This window comes from Niveispirillum sp. SYP-B3756 (genome assembly GCF_009495745.1).
GTDB lineage: Bacteria > Pseudomonadota > Alphaproteobacteria > Azospirillales > Azospirillaceae > Niveispirillum.
In genome coordinates, this window is the sequence record NZ_WIDQ01000015.1 from 22094 (window position 1) to 37632 (window position 15539).

General features: G+C 65.5%; 16 protein-coding genes and 3 tRNA genes. 4 read left to right on the forward strand and 15 right to left on the reverse strand.

Annotated features, from left to right (window positions below):
* The first annotated feature begins 13 nt into the window (after nucleotides 1-13).
* Nucleotides 14-1030, forward strand: coding sequence for a cytochrome d ubiquinol oxidase subunit II (locus tag GE253_RS20700; RefSeq protein WP_153206054.1), 1017 nt, complete (start codon nucleotides 14-16; stop codon nucleotides 1028-1030).
* Between the two features lie 46 nt (nucleotides 1031-1076).
* Here the strand turns inward: GE253_RS20700 and GE253_RS20705 are convergent, their stop codons facing one another.
* The 11 genes from GE253_RS20705 to GE253_RS20755 all read right to left on the reverse strand — a co-directional run bounded on the left by GE253_RS20705 (nucleotide 1077) and on the right by GE253_RS20755 (nucleotide 8731).
* The gene (locus tag GE253_RS20705) at nucleotides 1077-1529 is read right to left on the reverse strand and encodes a cupin domain-containing protein (protein ID WP_153206055.1); all 453 of its coding nucleotides are present in this window, start codon (nucleotides 1527-1529) and stop codon (nucleotides 1077-1079) included.
* Between the two features lie 2 nt (nucleotides 1530-1531).
* A complete protein-coding gene (locus GE253_RS20710; RefSeq protein WP_153206124.1) occupies nucleotides 1532-2146 on the reverse strand; it encodes a glutathione S-transferase N-terminal domain-containing protein in 615 nt (204 codons plus the stop codon).
* Nucleotides 2147-2203: 57 nt separating this feature from the next.
* The gene (gloB, locus tag GE253_RS20715; RefSeq protein WP_211101532.1) at nucleotides 2204-2974 is read right to left on the reverse strand and encodes a hydroxyacylglutathione hydrolase; all 771 of its coding nucleotides are present in this window, start codon (nucleotides 2972-2974) and stop codon (nucleotides 2204-2206) included.
* Between the two features lie 154 nt (nucleotides 2975-3128).
* Nucleotides 3129-4436, reverse strand: coding sequence for a cation:proton antiporter (locus GE253_RS20720; RefSeq protein ID WP_153206057.1), 1308 nt, complete (start codon nucleotides 4434-4436; stop codon nucleotides 3129-3131).
* Between the two features lie 258 nt (nucleotides 4437-4694).
* Nucleotides 4695-5495: an LPS export ABC transporter ATP-binding protein gene (lptB, locus tag GE253_RS20725; protein ID WP_153206058.1), complete on the reverse strand. Its 801-nt coding sequence runs from the start codon at nucleotides 5493-5495 to the stop codon at nucleotides 4695-4697.
* Complete coding sequence (locus GE253_RS20730; RefSeq protein ID WP_153206059.1) at nucleotides 5492-6442, reverse strand: LptA/OstA family protein; 951 nt, start codon at nucleotides 6440-6442, stop codon at nucleotides 5492-5494. Before GE253_RS20730 ends, lptB begins: the two co-directional genes overlap by 4 nt.
* Complete coding sequence (gene lptC, locus GE253_RS20735; RefSeq protein ID WP_153206060.1) at nucleotides 6439-7128, reverse strand: LPS export ABC transporter periplasmic protein LptC; 690 nt, start codon at nucleotides 7126-7128, stop codon at nucleotides 6439-6441. Before lptC ends, GE253_RS20730 begins: the two co-directional genes overlap by 4 nt.
* Before the next feature lie 168 nt (nucleotides 7129-7296).
* Nucleotides 7297-7908 (reverse strand): ribonuclease H-like domain-containing protein, encoded by a 612-nt coding sequence (locus tag GE253_RS20740; protein WP_153206061.1) that lies wholly within the window; start codon nucleotides 7906-7908, stop codon nucleotides 7297-7299.
* 185 nt (nucleotides 7909-8093) lie between these two features.
* Nucleotides 8094-8178, reverse strand: a tRNA-Leu gene (locus tag GE253_RS20745).
* 192 nt (nucleotides 8179-8370) lie between these two features.
* Nucleotides 8371-8455 (reverse strand) — tRNA-Leu (locus tag GE253_RS20750).
* A 191-nt stretch (nucleotides 8456-8646) separates the two neighbouring features.
* Nucleotides 8647-8731, reverse strand: a tRNA-Leu gene (locus GE253_RS20755).
* Between the two features lie 277 nt (nucleotides 8732-9008).
* On the opposite strand from GE253_RS20755, the gene GE253_RS20760 reads away from it, so the two are divergent.
* The 3 genes from GE253_RS20760 to GE253_RS20770 all read left to right on the forward strand — a co-directional run bounded on the left by GE253_RS20760 (nucleotide 9009) and on the right by GE253_RS20770 (nucleotide 11239).
* A complete protein-coding gene (locus GE253_RS20760) occupies nucleotides 9009-9977 on the forward strand; it encodes a complex I NDUFA9 subunit family protein (protein ID WP_153206062.1) in 969 nt (322 codons plus the stop codon).
* 163 nt (nucleotides 9978-10140) lie between these two features.
* Nucleotides 10141-10815: a Bax inhibitor-1/YccA family protein gene (locus GE253_RS20765; RefSeq protein WP_247878785.1), complete on the forward strand. Its 675-nt coding sequence runs from the start codon at nucleotides 10141-10143 to the stop codon at nucleotides 10813-10815.
* 109 nt (nucleotides 10816-10924) lie between these two features.
* Nucleotides 10925-11239 (forward strand): hypothetical protein, encoded by a 315-nt coding sequence (locus GE253_RS20770; RefSeq protein ID WP_348770918.1) that lies wholly within the window; start codon nucleotides 10925-10927, stop codon nucleotides 11237-11239.
* A 10-nt stretch (nucleotides 11240-11249) separates the two neighbouring features.
* Here GE253_RS20770 and GE253_RS20775 read toward each other — a convergent pair whose 3' ends face one another.
* From GE253_RS20775 to GE253_RS20790, 4 genes are read right to left on the reverse strand one after another with little or no spacing between them, the layout of a single operon-like run.
* A complete protein-coding gene (locus GE253_RS20775; protein WP_153206064.1) occupies nucleotides 11250-12845 on the reverse strand; it encodes a hypothetical protein in 1596 nt (531 codons plus the stop codon).
* Nucleotides 12846-12876: 31 nt separating this feature from the next.
* Nucleotides 12877-13842 carry a metal ABC transporter permease gene (locus tag GE253_RS20780; protein WP_153206065.1) on the reverse strand — a complete coding sequence of 322 codons (966 nt, stop codon included), beginning with the start codon at nucleotides 13840-13842 and terminating at the stop codon, nucleotides 12877-12879.
* Nucleotides 13839-14756 carry a metal ABC transporter permease gene (locus GE253_RS20785; protein ID WP_153206066.1) on the reverse strand — a complete coding sequence of 306 codons (918 nt, stop codon included), beginning with the start codon at nucleotides 14754-14756 and terminating at the stop codon, nucleotides 13839-13841. The genes GE253_RS20780 and GE253_RS20785 overlap by 4 nt, the downstream gene beginning before the upstream one ends.
* Nucleotides 14753-15535: an ABC transporter ATP-binding protein gene (locus tag GE253_RS20790; protein ID WP_153206067.1), complete on the reverse strand. Its 783-nt coding sequence runs from the start codon at nucleotides 15533-15535 to the stop codon at nucleotides 14753-14755. Before GE253_RS20790 ends, GE253_RS20785 begins: the two co-directional genes overlap by 4 nt.
* Between the last annotated feature and the right edge of the window lie 4 nt (nucleotides 15536-15539).

Consider the following 15539-nt stretch of genomic DNA (forward strand, 5'->3'; position numbering starts at 1 on the left):
GGGGAGTGGAGACATGACGGACCTGATCATGGCCAATGCGGCCCACTGGTTGCCCATCGCCTTTGCCGCCCTGATGGGCATTGCCATCCTGGCCTATGTCATCCTGGATGGCTACGATCTGGGCGTGGGCATCCTGATGGCCGATGCCGATGACGCCGAACGTGACCGGATGATTGCCAGCATCGGCCCCTTCTGGGATGCCAATGAAACCTGGCTGGTGCTGGCGGTGGGGCTGCTGCTGGTGGCCTTTCCGCTGGCCCATGGCATGATCCTCAGCGCGCTGTACCTGCCGGTATTGGCCCTGCTGCTGGGCTTGATCATGCGCGGCGTCAGCTTTGAATTCCGCGCCAAGACGGACGGGTTGCACCGGGTCTGGTGGAACCGGGCCTTTGTCGCCGGGTCGCTGCTGGCCGCCTTGTCACAGGGCTATATGCTGGGTGTCTATATTCTGGGGCTGCAGACCGGATGGGCCGCCATGGCCTTTGGTCTGTTGACGGGGGTTTGCCTGACGGCGGCCTATGGTTTCATCGGGGCTGCCTGGCTGGTGCTGAAAACCGATGGGGCCCTGCAGGCCAAGGCGGCGGCGCGCTGTCGTAACCTGCTCTGGCTGGCAGCACTCGGTATGCTGGCCGTGTCCGTCGTCACCCCGCTGGTCAGCGACCGCATCGCCGCCAAATGGTTCGACCTGCCGCAATTCTTCCTGCTGGCCCCCATTCCGCTGGTGGCGGTGGGGCTGTTCGTCGCCGTCTGGCTGGCCTTGCGCCACTTGCCGGCGGCGGATGATCGCTGGTGCTGGGTGCCGTTCGCCGGGGCCATCGGCATCTTCACCCTGGGTTTCCACGGGTTGGCCTATAGTTTCTATCCGTTCGTGGTGCCGGAGAAGCTGACGGTATGGGAGGCAGCAGCGGCCCCGGAAAGCCTGATGGTGATTTTCATCGGGGCCTGCGTCGTGCTGCCGGTCATTCTGGGCTACACCGTGTTCGCCTATCGGGTGTTCCGGGGCAAGGCGGGGGAATTGCGGTACGATTAAGGCCTTAAACTTAGCCCCGGTGGGAAGAACCTACCGGGGCTTGCTGTCACCCCGCCGGATGGCGGGGTGTCGGCCGCCAGTCCGGCGGGGCCAGTTCGAACTGGCTGAACTCAAAGGCCGGGGCCACGGTGCAGCCCACCAGGGTCCAGGCCCCCAGGCTGACCGCCGTTTGCCATTGGTTGGCCGGCACCACGATCTGCGGGCGCTGGCCGGCCAGCAGGTCGCTGCCCAGATGATAGGCCGCCGCATCATGCCCGTTGGGGGAGATGGTCAGCACCAAGGGCGCCCCGGCATAATAATGCCAGACCTCATCCGCATCCTTCACCCGGTGCCAATGGGAATAATCCCCGGCCGCCAGCAGGAAATAGATGGCGGTATGGGCGCCACGCCCGCCATCGGGCGGCTGGTGGCGCCAGGTTTCCACATAATGGCCACCTTCCGGATGGGGACGCATCCCCAGCCGGTCGATGATCTGTTGGGCGCTCAGCGTCGGGTCCATGTTCACTCCGTCGGCGGTTCGGTGGCCAGGAAGCTGGGCCGCTTGGCCGCCGCCTCAAACCAGCGGGCCAGGGTCGGGTGGCCGGGGCGCCAGGGCTCATGGCCGAAACGGAAATCCAGATAGGCCATGGCCGACAGCACGGCCAGCCCACCAATGGTGGGCGCATCAGGTGGTGGCAGGTCGCCCGCCTCCTCCTCCAGCCGGTCGAAGGCGCGCACCATGGCAGCGCGCTGGCGGCTGTCCCAGTCGGCGGAGCGCAACGTTTCCGGACGCAGCGATTCCATGCGGCGCAACACGGCGGCATCACAAATGCCATCGCCCAGCGCCTGTTGACGCAGGGCGATCCAGCGATCCTTCCCCGCCCCCGGCGGCAGCAGCTTGCGGCCCCCATGCAGGCTGTCCAGATATTCGGCGATCACCGGGCTGTCGAACAGCACCATGCCATCCTCGGTCAGCAGGGTCGGGATCTTGGCCAGCGGATTTTCCCGCACGATGGGATTGTCCGGCCCCCAGACATTGACGGGGCACAGTTCAATACGGTCGGCCAGTCCGGTCTCATGCGCCACCATCAATACCTTGCGGACATAGGGAGAGGTCTGGCTGTAACGCAGTTTCATCACGATGATGCATCCCGGTCGGGGTGGGGGAGAGAGAGGAGGGGGAAAGGCAATGGATCAGCCGCGGAAATGGTCCTTCCGCTGGCGGATCTCGGCGAAGACGGCAACGGGGTCGGCCCCGGCCAGCCCGATGGCGGCGGCCAGGGCCGCATCGTCGGCGCGCAGGAACGGGTTTGCCGCCTTTTCCAGACCCAGGCGTGACGGCACGGTGGGCCGGTTGGCGGCGCGCGCGCGCGCCACCTGATCGGCCATCAGGGCCAGTGACGGGTTATCCGGATCGATGGACAGGGCAAAGCGCAGGTTGCTGGATGTGTATTCATGGCCGCAATGGACCATGGTGTCATCCGGCAGGGCGCGCAGCTTCAACAGGCTGTGCCACATCTGCGCCGGTGTGCCCTCAAACAGCCGGCCACAGCCGAGGGAGAACAGCGTATCGCCGCTGAACAGCAGGCCGGCCGGTTCCAGGTAAAAGGCGACATGGCCGCGCGTATGGCCCGGTGTGTCGAACACAGTGACGGTCTGGCTGCCCAGGGTGAAGCGGTCGCCCTCACTATAGGTTTCGGCCATGTCGGGGATACGGTCGATCTCCGCCCGTGGCCCGATCAGGGTGGCGTGCGACCAGGCCATCAGCCCGGCATTGCCGCCAATATGGTCACCATGGTGATGGGTGTTCAGGATATGGGTCAGGTGCCAGCCGCGTTCTTCCAGAAAGGCCTGTACCGGCCCGGCCTCACCGGGATCAACAATGGCGGTCACCCCGGCGGCCGCATCGTGCCACAGATGGACGTAATTATCGTTCAATACCGGGATGACGTGGATTTCAACCATCGGCCCCATTCCCCTACCAGCGTGGATAGTGGGAAGGATGCCGTGTTCCGTCACCAGCGGCAAACAGACAATCCTGGGCTGCGGTGTTTGATTGGAACGGGTTGCGGCTTGCCGTAAACCGTTCCCGGCGGCGACGGCGCTTGAGGAACAAGAATCAAGGCTTTTCGTCGCGTTTGGTTAGGCGGCGGATGGTGTCCACGGCGGCGCTTGCTGCATGAAGCGTGATGGCGAAGAAGCGGTTCAGCACCGCAATCTCACCGCTGTAAATCTGCCCCAAGGCGGGCCGCAGCGACACCACCGTACCGGCCGCCAGCCCGTGAAAGCGCTTGGCGGCGTCCAGCCAGAGCGGGCTGGCCAGCCAGGACAGCGCAATCACCGTCACGGCCAACTGATAGCCCTGCGGATCAATGGCAGCGATGGACAGGCCGGCGGCGGCCAGCACGAAGCTGAATTCCCCCAGCGATCCCATGATCACCCCGGCGGGGAAGGCTCGCTCCCAGGGTTCGCCCAAGAAATGCAGGGTGCCGACATTGATGGCTGTCTTCACCAGCGTCACCACGAACAGCAGCAGCAGCACTTCCCCCAGATGGTCCCAGACATAGCGCAGGTCGATCAGCAGTCCGATGGACAGGAAGAACACCACCACCAGCACCGACTGAATCGGGTGGGTGGCGCGCAGGGCCAGGGTGCGCCCGTCGGAATTGCCCAGGGCAAAGCCGGCCATGAAGGCCCCGAACGCGGTGGACAGGCCCAGCAGGCCGGTCAGCGCCGCCATGGTGAAGCAGAGCGCCAGGGCTGCCAGTGGCACCACATCATGGTTGCGGCGGAACCAGGCGCCATAGGGCACGATCAGCCGTTCCCGCCGCGACAGGAACCAGACCAACCCACCCAGGGCCGCCACGGCGGCCCCCAGTTTCAGGAAGATGGCGATATCCAGCCCGGCCCCGCTGCCCATGCCATTGGTGATCAGCAGCAGCGGCACGAAGGCCAGATCCTGGGCGATCAGCACACCCACGGTGACGCGGCCCGTCTCCGTTTTCAGCTCGCCAATATCGTCCAGCATCTTGATGGCGACCGCCGTGCCGGACAGGGCGACGATGAAGCCGAAGACGATGGACCGTTCCATCGGCCAGCCCAGGATCAACCCGGCGAGCGCCGTGACGGCCAGCGACAGGCCCACCTGACCCGCCACGGCCAGCAAAGCCACCCGCCAGACGGCCTGGAACGCCTTGACCGACAATTCCATGCCGACCAGGAACAGCAGCATCAGCACGCCCAGTTCTGCCAGGGTACGGATACTGTCCGACTGGCTGACCAGCCCGAACCCGCCCGGCCCCAGCACGATGCCGGCCACGATATAACCGACGATGGAGGGCTGTTTCAGCCGAGACAGCACCAGCCCGCACAACAGGGCCACAGAGGTGACGATGGCGATGCCGGTGATATCGACGTGATGTTCCAAGCGCGCGGTCCGGGCTGGGGGAGGGGGGCCTCTACCGCAATACCGGCGAAGGCGCGGACTGGTTGGCTAAGCCAACGAATGAGCATCTTGTTGCCTCCCCCGCGAAAGCGGGGGTCCAGGGGCCAAGGCACCGACGCATTATCCCTGTGGCCCTGGACCCCCGCTTTCGCGGGGGAGGCACGTTTGGACAGGGGGGGCAGCTTAATGTCTGATATCAATCGGCTTCATGAAGGCGGCAGGCTGCAAATACCCCCCCCCTCACAAACTGAACCGTTCACCCAGATAAACCCGGCGCACATCCTTGTGGGCGACGATCTCTGACGGCTTGCCTTCCATCAGCACCACGCCATCATGCAGGATATAGGCGCGGTCGACGATATCCAGCGTTTCGCGCACATTATGGTCGGTGATCAGCACGCCGATGCCGCGTTCGCGCAGGTGGCTGACCAGTTCGCGGATATCATTCACGGCAATCGGGTCCACGCCGGCAAACGGCTCGTCCAGCAGGATGAAATGCGGGTTGCTGGCCAGGGCGCGGGCGATTTCGGCGCGGCGACGTTCGCCACCCGACAGGGCCAGCGCCGGGGTGCGGCGCAGATGGGTGATGGAGAATTCGGCCAGCAGCTCATCCAGCCGCTGTTCGCGCGCATCGCGGTCGGGCTCCACCACCTCCAGCACGGCGCGGATATTGGCTTCCACCGACAGGCCACGGAAAATGCTGGCTTCCTGCGGCAGATAGCCGATGCCCATGCGGGCGCGGCGATACATGGGCAGGTCGGTCATGCCCAACCCATCCAGGGTGATGCTGCCGTAATCGGGCAGGATCAGACCGGTGATGATGTAAAAGCAGGTGGTCTTGCCGGCACCGTTGGGCCCCAGCAGGCCCACGGCCTCCCCGCGCTGCACCGACAGGCTGATATCGCGCAGCACCGGCCGGCCCTTGTAGGACTTGCCGATATTGCTGGCCACCAGACCGGCATTATCCGCCACCAGATGCGGGCCCTTGGGGGCGTCCCCATTGGGCGTGGTCGTCTGGGTCTGCTTGCTCGCACGGCTCATGGCTTCTTGCTCCCTTGGCCGGGTTGCGTCTGCTGCCCGCCTGGCGGCGGGGTGGCGGGTTGCTGCGGTTGACCGCCCCGGCCCTGGCTGTCCGGAATGAAAAGACCCCGGACGCGGCCATCGCCGGTCGGCTGCTGCGTACTGCCTTGTACGGGTGCCGCGCCCGGAACCTGCGACAACATCCGGCTGACGCCGGATTTCAGGTCCACCTGGGCGGCCGGGCCGTTCAACTGGTTCTGGCCGCGTGTGACCTTCACATTGCCGGTCAGCAGCGCCATTTCCGTATCCAGGTCATAGGTGCCCTTGTCGCCGCGCGCCACCTCCTGCGGGGTGGTGATGACGACATTGCCGGTGGCATCCACCCGGCTCAGGCTCTGTTTGTCCTGCTTGTCCGTGGTCAGCAGCCCGACCAGACGGTCGGCGCGGACCCGGTTATTCTCCCGGATGGCCACGGCATTGCCGCGCGCCACCGTCAGATTCTCTGACCGCCAATATTCCAGGGAATCGGTGGCGGTGACGGTATCCTGCTCGGTGACCAGCCGCAGCCCTTCGCCCGTCAGCACGGCGACGGACCGGTCCAGATCATAGATGCCGCGCGTGCCATAGGCGCTCTGGCTCTGCCCATGCAGTTCCACATTTCCTTCGGCAAGCAGGCGGTAAATCTCGTTCGTGCCCTGGGCATTCTTGCGGAAATAGGCGGCCAGGGTCTGGGCCTTCAAGGTCATGTCGCCCTGGGTGGCGGTGGCACCGCCGCGCGCGATGGCGACATTTTCCTTCTCATGGAATTCAAACCCGCCGGGGGCCACCACATCGATCGGCTTTTCCCCACCCATTTCCAGCGATGGGCTCTGTGCCGGCACGGGACGGCCGATCACCAGGGCCAGACCGATGGCGGTAATGGCAAGCGGGCGGCGCCAGCGGCGGAAAGGGTCGTTCATCATGCTCATGGCGCCGTTCCTTCCGGCTTGTTCTTGTCACCACCCGCCGCCATGGCACGCAGGCGCGCGGCCCCGGTGAAGACCAGCACATCACCATCCTGCAGCACGCGGAAGCCGCCGGCCTCCACCATGCCCAGCGGGCCTTGGCCTTCCACCGGCTTGTTGCCCCAGGCGAGCCCCTTGTCCACATCCAGGGCCGCCTCGCTGGTACGGAATTCGTACCCGGCACCATGGAAGATGGAGACCTTGCCCTGCAGGGTCAGCACATTCTTGTCCTGATCATAATGGCCGCTGTCGGCGGCCAGGGACAGCCAGTCGCCACCCTTCAGGGTGATGTCGGCTTCCGGTGCGCTGAGGTCGACCTCCGAACCGGTATCGCCCAACTGCGTCACTCGGTCGGCGCGGATTTCGAAGGGGCGGTCGGTGGTGTCCGTGCCCAGATAGCGGGCCTTGGTCATTTCCAGATCACCCTGATCCGGACCTGCCTTGCTGCCATCACCCGAACCGCCGAACAGCGGCCAGATCACGATCAGCAGCAATACCAGCCCCGCCACCACCGGCAACGCCACCCGGGCGGTACGCACCACGCGGGTATGGGCGAAGGGATCGCGCGTGCCATTGCCGCCCCGGCCGGGGCCCGGCTGGGCTTCGCGCGGCCGGATCGCGCCGGCTTGGCTGGGGGGAGGGGTGGCCATGGGTGTCAGGAATACTCGATATTGATGAAAGAACGACGGGCACAGCAAAACGGATCGGGCGTCGTCTCAGGAATAAACCGACACCCGATCCAGGTCTTGCCCGTTCTTGACGGCAATTCTGTGACGGGACGCACAGGTCAGACCTGCCATCCCATCTGTTGGGCAAAATCAATGGGCGAAAATATCCGGCTCGTCCCAGCCCAGCAGATCCAGCTGGCCACGGGCGGGCAGGAAATCAAAGCAGGCCTGCGCCAACTCGCGCCGGCCTTCGCGTGCCAGCAGCGCATCCAGTTTTTCCTTGATGGCGTGCAGGTACAGTACGTCGGAGGCCGCGTATTTCAACTGCTCCTCGTTCAGTTCATCCGCACCCCAGTCGCTGGATTGCTGTTGCTTGGACAGGTCCACCCCGGTCAGTTCCTTGCACAGATCCTTCAGCCCATGCCGGTCGGTGGAGGTGCGGACCAGCTTGGAGACGATCTTGGTGCAATAGATCGGCTGGCAGACAATGCCCAGCCCATGGCGCAGCACCGCCACATCGAAACGGGCAAAATGGAACAGCTTCAGCGTGTTGGTATCCGACAGCAGCCGGGCCAGATTGGGGGCGCTTTTCTGGCCCCGGCGGATCTGCACCAGATGGGCATTGCCGTCGCCGCCCGACAATTGCACCAGGCAGAGCCGGTCGCGGATCGGGTTCAGGCCCATGGTTTCAGTATCGACGGCCACCACCGGGCCCAGATCCAGACCGGCGGGCAAATCACCATCATAAAGATCGATCGACATCGGACCCTTGTTCCTGAGCCATGAATTGAATGCGGAAATGCGGATCATTTATCCGCTGTGCCGTGCCCCGCCACAAGGGCCGATGCCGCAAGGGTCGGATGAGCAACAGGCGGGCGTGAAAGCCAGGCCCGGAAACGCAACAGGCCGCCGGAAGAACCGGCGGCCTGTTGAGCGTTACATGCGGATGGTGCCCAGAAGAAGACTCGAACTTCCACACCTTGCGGTACAGGTACCTGAAACCTGCGCGTCTACCAATTCCGCCATCTGGGCGTTTCCCGCTGCGTCGTCTGCCGGATGAGCCGGCCGCCGTCGCGTCGTGGAGGGGGCTTTTAATGGTCAACGCTGTGGGCGTCAACAGCTATTTTCAGGGGGTGATGTTTTTTCCCGGAAGGCGTCGGGCAGGGCCCGGAAACGCAACAGGCCGCCGGAAGAACCGGCGGCCTGTTGAGCGTTACATGCGGATGGTGCCCAGAAGAAGACTCGAACTTCCACACCTTGCGGTACAGGTACCTGAAACCTGCGCGTCTACCAATTCCGCCATCTGGGCGTTTCCCGCTGCGCCGCCTGCCGGATGAACCGGCCGCCGTCGCGTCGTGGAGGGGGCTTTTAATGGTCGGCGCCGTGGGCGTCAACAACTATTTTCAGGGGGTGATGATTTTTCCCGATGGCGTCGGGCAGGGCCCGGAAACGCAACAGGCCGCCGGAAGAACCGGCGGCCTGTTGAGCGTTACCTGCGGATGGTGCCCAGAAGAAGACTCGAACTTCCACACCTTGCGGTACAGGTACCTGAAACCTGCGCGTCTACCAATTCCGCCATCTGGGCGTTTTCCGCTGCGCCGTCTGCCGTTTATCGCGGCCGCCGTCGCATCGTGGAGGGGGCTTTTAGAGAGGTCGCTGCCCCCTGTCAACAGGCATTTTCATTTTTTATCGCCGGCCTTTGCGTGCAGTGCGGCAGGGCGCTGCTGCGGCTACGCTTTCACACTCGACTGCCCTTGCGCTATAACCAGCAGGTGAGCGCGCGGGGTATCCCAATAGATCCCCGTCGTACCCCCCTTATTTGGCCTTCTTGGCCGCGTTTCCTAAATGTTGGAGAATGTGTGATGGGCAATCGGTACAGCAACGCCGTGGTGTTTGGTGGCTCGGGCTTCATCGGCCGCTACATCGTCCGCCGCCTTGCCAAGACCGGCGCCCGTGTGGTGGTGCCGTCGCGCCATCCGGGGCAGGCGGCATATCTGCGTTCCGCAGGTGATGTCGGTCAGGTGCTGCCGATCGCCATCGACATCAATGATGACCAGTCGGTGGCCACGGCGGTGGCCGGTGCCGATCTGGTGGTGAACCTGATCGGCATTCTGGCCCCCAGCGGCCGCAACAGCTTTGATGCCGTGCAGCATCAGGCCGCCGCCCGCATTGCCCGCGCTGCCAAGGCCGCCGGGGCCAAGCGCTTCGTCCAGGTCTCCGCCCTGGGGGCCGATGCCGGCTCCAACTCCAGCTATGCCCGCAGCAAGGCCGAAGGGGAAAAGGCCGTGCTGGCCGCCTTCCCGGAGGCCACCATTCTGCGCCCGTCGGTGGTGTTCGGGCCGGATGACCAGTTCTTCAACCGCTTCGCCGCCATGGGCGCCGGCCTGCCCTGCCTGCCGCTGATTGGTGGTGGCCGCACCCTGATGCAGCCGGTCTATGTCGGTGATGTGGCCGACGCCGTGCTGGCGGCGGTGGAAGGGGAGGGGGCCCAGGGCCGCACCTATGAACTGGCTGGCCCCCGCCGCTACAGCTTCAAGGAACTGATGCAGTTCACGGTCAACCAGATCGGCCGTCCGGGCAAGTGCATGATCTCGCTGGGCTTCGGCCTATCCAGCCTGCTGGGCAGCTTCCTGCAGCTTCTGCCGGGCAAGCCGCTGACGGCCGATCAGGTGGAACTGCTGAAGGTGGATAATGTGGCCGGCGGCACGCTGCCCGGTCTGGCCGATCTGGGGATTGAGGCCAAGGCGATTGAGGTGATTGTGCCGACATATCTGGACAAGTTCCGCATCGGCGGCCGTTTCTCTCAGCCCAGCGATAAAGCCGCATCCTGATGATCAGGGCCGGGGGGTGACTTCCGGCCCTGATCGTGTCGATTACCCATTGATCGGCGCGGGTACCCTCCCAATATATTGACACGTATGTCCAACATCCCGTGTCGAGGACACTTCAATGGTAAACGGACCCTATAATCCGTATGCGTCCACTGGGCGCGCGATGGACCAGGCGCAGTTTGATGCTGGTCTGCGCACGCACATGCTGCGCGTCTATAACTACATGTGCTTGGCGTTGGCGATCACGGGTGTGACCGCTTTTGTGGGCTCCCAGATTCCAGCCCTGGTACAGTTGATCTATGGCACGCCGCTGAAATGGGTGGTGATGCTGGCCCCGCTGGGCTTCATCTTCTTCGGCTTCCGGCCGGATCGGATGTCGGCTTCAGCCCTGCGTACCTCGCTCATGGTCTTCAGCGTGCTGATGGGCCTGTCGATGATGAGCGTCTTCCTGGTCTTTACCGGGCAGAGCATCGCGCGGGTCTTCTTTATCACGGCTGCCATGTTCGCCGGCACCAGCCTGTGGGGTTACACCACCAAGGCTGACCTGTCGAAGATGGGCAGCTTCATGATGATGGGCCTGATCGGTATCGTCATTGCCGGTCTGGTGAATATCTTCGTCGGTTCCTCGGCGTTGCAGTTCGCCATCTCCATCATCGGTGTCATCGTCTTCACTGGCCTGACCGCCTGGGATACCCAGGCCATCAAGGAAGGCTATGCCTCCTCCTATGGTGATGAGGCCAATAGCCGGATGGCGGTGATGGGTGCGCTGTCGCTCTATCTTAACTTCATCAACCTGTTTCAGATGCTGCTGTCCCTGATGGGTCAGCGCAACGACTAAGGGTTCTGAGGCCGTTACGGCCTCTGCTGATGAAGTGTTCGAGCCGCCCGGAACAGAAACCTGTTCCGGGCGGTTTCGTTTTGGGCACCTATTTTGGACAGGAGCGAGCGTGCCGCAGAATACCGAACAGGACCGGCTGGACCGCTGCTTTTCAAGGGTCGAGCGGGGTTTGCCGGGCTGGGTCGCCCGTCCCTTGGCGTGGCTGCGCCGTCCGGGCGGGCGCTGGCGTCGCATCCCCATGGCGCTGCTGTTGATTGCCGGCGGCTGCCTGTGGTTTCTGCCGGTGCTGGGGCTGTGGATGCTGCCGCTGGGGATTGCCCTGCTGGCATTTGAAATCCCGCCCTTGCAAAGGCCCGTTTGCCGCCTGATCATCTGGGGGGAGCGGAAATGGCGGCGCTGCCAGCGCCGGCGGGCGCAGGACTGACCGGGATGGGTTACGGGCGCCGTTTTGCCTTCACCCCGTCCAGAATCGACCGCAACATGGTTTCCCTGGATGAGATTTCATTGAAACGGGCCTTGGCTTTCAACCGCTGCCCCTCCCGCCATGCCGGGTCATCGGCCCAGCGGCGGGCCAGGGGGATAAAATCGCTGTAATCGGACAGATGGAAATCCGGGCCGATCACCGTGGCCACATCGCCCGTGGGCAGGCCATGGGCCGGCACCGCGCAGGATAGCGCAAAGGCCGCCGAACTGCCCCCGCCCAGGCGCGGGGGATTGAGATAGAGGTCGGCCAGCGGCAGGATGGACATCACATCCTCGTCATAGCCATGCAGGCGCGACCGTGCCGCCAGGGACGGGAAGCGGACAGCCCAATCGTCATCCGCCAGCGGACCGACGAACAGGAAGAACAGGCGCGGTTCCTGCTGGATGGCCTGATCCAGGGCTTCGGCGAAGGCCGGTGTCACCTCCTGCGCCAGCCGCAGACCGATGATCAGGGTCAGGATGGCATCCGCCGGAACGCCCAGATCCGCCCGGCAGCGCGTCTGCTGTGTTGGCGGCGGGGCATAGCTGTACTGGATGGGAATCACCTTGTCCGGCGTCAGCCCGCCCAAGGTCAGCGCCGGCCCGTCGGCCGGTGTCAGGGGCCGGGGCAGGGCCAGAAAGCCCGGCTCGGCCAGGGGCATGTAACTGCCAAACGGGATGGCGACGACATCCAGCAGATCACGGCAGAGATCGGCCACTGGGTTCATGGTGCCGAAGGCCAGCACCATATCCGGGCGCAGGGCGCGGATATGGGCCAGGGTTGCGGCGGCCTGCGTGGGGCTGGTGAAGCCGGGCGGCAGATGCAGGAAGGGCACGGGCAGCCGGTTCACTGACAGACTGTCCTGGCCCTGCAATGCCGCGTCCGCCGAACCGACCATGCCGCCCAGGAAGGGCAAATGGGTGCTGACCGGCCCGTCCGCCGTGTTGATCAGGGCCACCCGACGGCCCAGCCGCAGCACCAGCGTTGACAGGAAATCCAGGATATCCAGCGAGGGCTGGTGCATCCCCTGCATGAACTGACCGGTAATGACCAGCACCAGATCGCGTTCCCGTTCCGCACGGGGCAGGGGCGGCGGCACGGGCGTTTCCGCCCGGTAGCGGGCCATGATCGCCCGCCAGAGCCGCCGCAGCGCCATGTCATGCGCGGCCGGATCGGCCACGGGCAACCGGTTGGACCAGCAGCCGAAAACCACGGCGCGCAGCAGATAATCCGCTTGCGCCAGGCTGTGCTGCGGGCTGGCGCTGGCCAGATCGGCGGCGGCGCAGTCCAGCGCCTGTGTCGTGGCGGCCCCGTCCTGCAACAGGTTGGCGCGCAGCAGCAGCGCCAGGGTCTGCGCCCGACGATTCTCCGGCGGGGGCAATGCCGCCAGCATCTGGGTCACCGGGGCTGGGTCGGCCCCCGCAGCCAGCGCATCCCGCATCTGTTCCAGCGATTGCTCGCATTGCCGCCACAGGGCGGCGTCGTAAAGCGGCTCTTCCACGCCCGCCGCCAGCGCCTGCCCTAAGTCGGTGGCTTGATGGGCCAGCTTCTGATCCTGTTCGCGCATCGGGCCGCTCCTGATCTGATGCGGACAGGGGTTAACCCACGGCCAGCGGTTGTTTCACCTGCGCCAGCCGGCGGCGGGCCAGCACGCCATAGCGCGGGGCGAACAGGATGGCGACGGCCAGGATCAGGCCGGAAAGCGTGGCAATGCTGCCCGCCGCCCCCACCGAATGGTCAAACCCGACCAAAGCCGGCCCGAAAGCCCCCAGCGCATAGCCGCCAATGGCGGCCATGGCCCCTGCCACCAATGACAGGGCAATCTGCGCCGGCATCCGGTCGCAGAGCAGGCGCGCGGTGGCGGCTGGGCAGATCAGCATGGCGATGACCAGGATCGACCCCACCGCCTCAAACGCCGCAATCGCACACAGGGCTGCCAGCGCCACGATGCCATGCTGCACCAGGGCAGAGCGCAGGCCCAGCGTGTCGGCCAGCGCCGGGTCGAAACTCACCAGCGTCAGTTCCTTCAGGAAAATCAGCACGATGGCCAGACAGAGGGCAAAGACGGCCGCCAGTTGCACCACCTGTCGCGGCAGGCTGGCCCAGGTGCCGGGGTCCAGCAGGCTGGACCAGCCGGCAGGCCCGAACCAGAGGATGCCTTCCAACTGGCCGTACAGCACACAATCGGCATCCAGATCGACCTGCCGCGCCGGCCCCTGTTCGATCAGGATGACGCCCAGCGCGAACAGGCTGGTGAAGACCACGCCCATGGCGGCCCCTGCCTCCACCTTGCCCAGGCGGCGCACCAGCTCGATCAACAGGCCGGCGGTGACGGCGGCCACCAGGGCGCCGGTCAGCATGGGCAGCGTGTCGCGCGTGCCAGCCACCAGAAAGCCGGCGACGATGCCGGGCAGCACGGCATGGCTGATCGCATCGCCCATCAGGCTTTGCCGCCGCAGCACCAGGAAATTGCCCACCAGCGCACAGGAAAGACAGGCGAACAGGGCCGCCAGCAGGGCCGGCAGGTCGACCGACAGAAAGGTTTGGCTATCCGGCAGGGTCAAAGCGCCGCCCCCAGGGAGGCGCGCAGCCGGGCGCGGCGCAGCGTGCGGGCCAGCAACCCGCGCGCCGGGGCGAAAAACAGGCTGGCCATGAAGAAGCAGGAGGCGACCAGCACGATGATGGCCCCCGCCGGCAGGTTCTGGAACCGGGCGGAGAGCAGGGCGCCGATGCCGCCGGACAGCCCGCCGATCAGCCCGGCCACCAGCAGCATCAGACCTAGCCGGTCGGTCCAGAACCTTGCGGCGGCGGCGGGCGTGATCAACAGGGCGATGATCAGCACCAGCCCCACCGTCTGCAACCCGGCCACCGTCACCAGCGTGACCAGTGCCATCAAGCCGAGGTCGAACCGGCCGGTCGGCCAGCCGGCGGCGCGGGCAAAGCCTTCATCAAAGGCCAGCAGGCGCAATTCCTTGAAAAACAGGGCAACGCCAGCCAGCGCCACCAGGGCCAGCACGGCCAGCGTCGCCGCTTCCCCGCTGCGCATGGCGGCGGTCTGGCCGAAGATGAAGCCCTTCAGCCCCGCCGCATTGGCGGCCGGCAGAGCCTGCACCACCGACAGCAGCACCACCCCCAGCCCGAAGAAACAGGACAGCACCGCCCCGATGGCGGCATCTTCCGGCAGGCGGGTCCAGCGGGTGATGGCCTGGATGCAAGCCACGGCCAGCGCGCCGCTGAGTGCGGCCCCCAGCAGCAGCAGGGGCAGCGACCGCCCCTCCACCCCCAGCGCCAGCCCGACCAGAAAGGCGATGACGATGCCGGGCAGGGTGGCGTGGCTCAAGGCATCGCTGACCAGGGCGCGGCGGCGCAGCACCATGAAACAGCCCACCGTGCCGGCGGCGATGCCCAGCGCCGTGGTGCCCGCCAGCACCATGGCGGTGTTATGGCCCATGCCGGCGGTGGGCAATGCTTCCATCATGACAGCAGCGACAGGCCGGATGCCCGCTGGCCATAGGCCAGGCGCAGGTTGGCATCCGTCAGGGTGTCCGCCACCGGCCCGGTGGCGACAAGGGTGCGGTTCAGCATCAGCACATGGTCGAAGGTGGCGGCCACCGTCTGCAGATCATGATGCACACAGATGACCGTGCGTCCCTCCGCCTCCAACTCCCGCAGCACAGCCAGGATGGTCTGTTCGGTGGCGGCGTCCACGCCGGCCAGCGGTTCATCCATGAAATAAAGCCGCGCTTCCTGGGCCAGCGCGCGGGCCAGGAACACGCGCTGCTGCTGGCCGCCGGAAAGCTGGCCGATCTGCCGGCGGGCATAATCGGCCATACCTACCCGGTCCAAGGCTTCCATCCCGGCGCGCTTATGCGCCCCGGTGATGCGCCGGCCCCAGCCGATCATGCCGTAGCGGCCCATGGTCACCACATCCAGCGCATTGACGGGGAAATCCCAATCCACGCTTTCCCGCTGCGGCACATAGCCGATCAACCCGCGCTGCTGCGCCAGGGGGCGGCCATAGACCTCCACAGTGCCGGCAAGCGGCGTTACCAGCCCCAGCACCGCCTTCAGAAACGTGGATTTGCCGGCCCCGTTGGGGCCGACCACCGCCACCAGCCCGCCGGTGGGGGCGGTCCAGTTGACATCATGCAGGGCCAGTTGTCGGTGATAGGCGACGGAAAGCCCGCTGACGGACAGCGGGCTGACGCCGGCATCGGCGGGGGGGATGAAATTGCGGGTGCGCAGCCGTTGCAGCATGGCC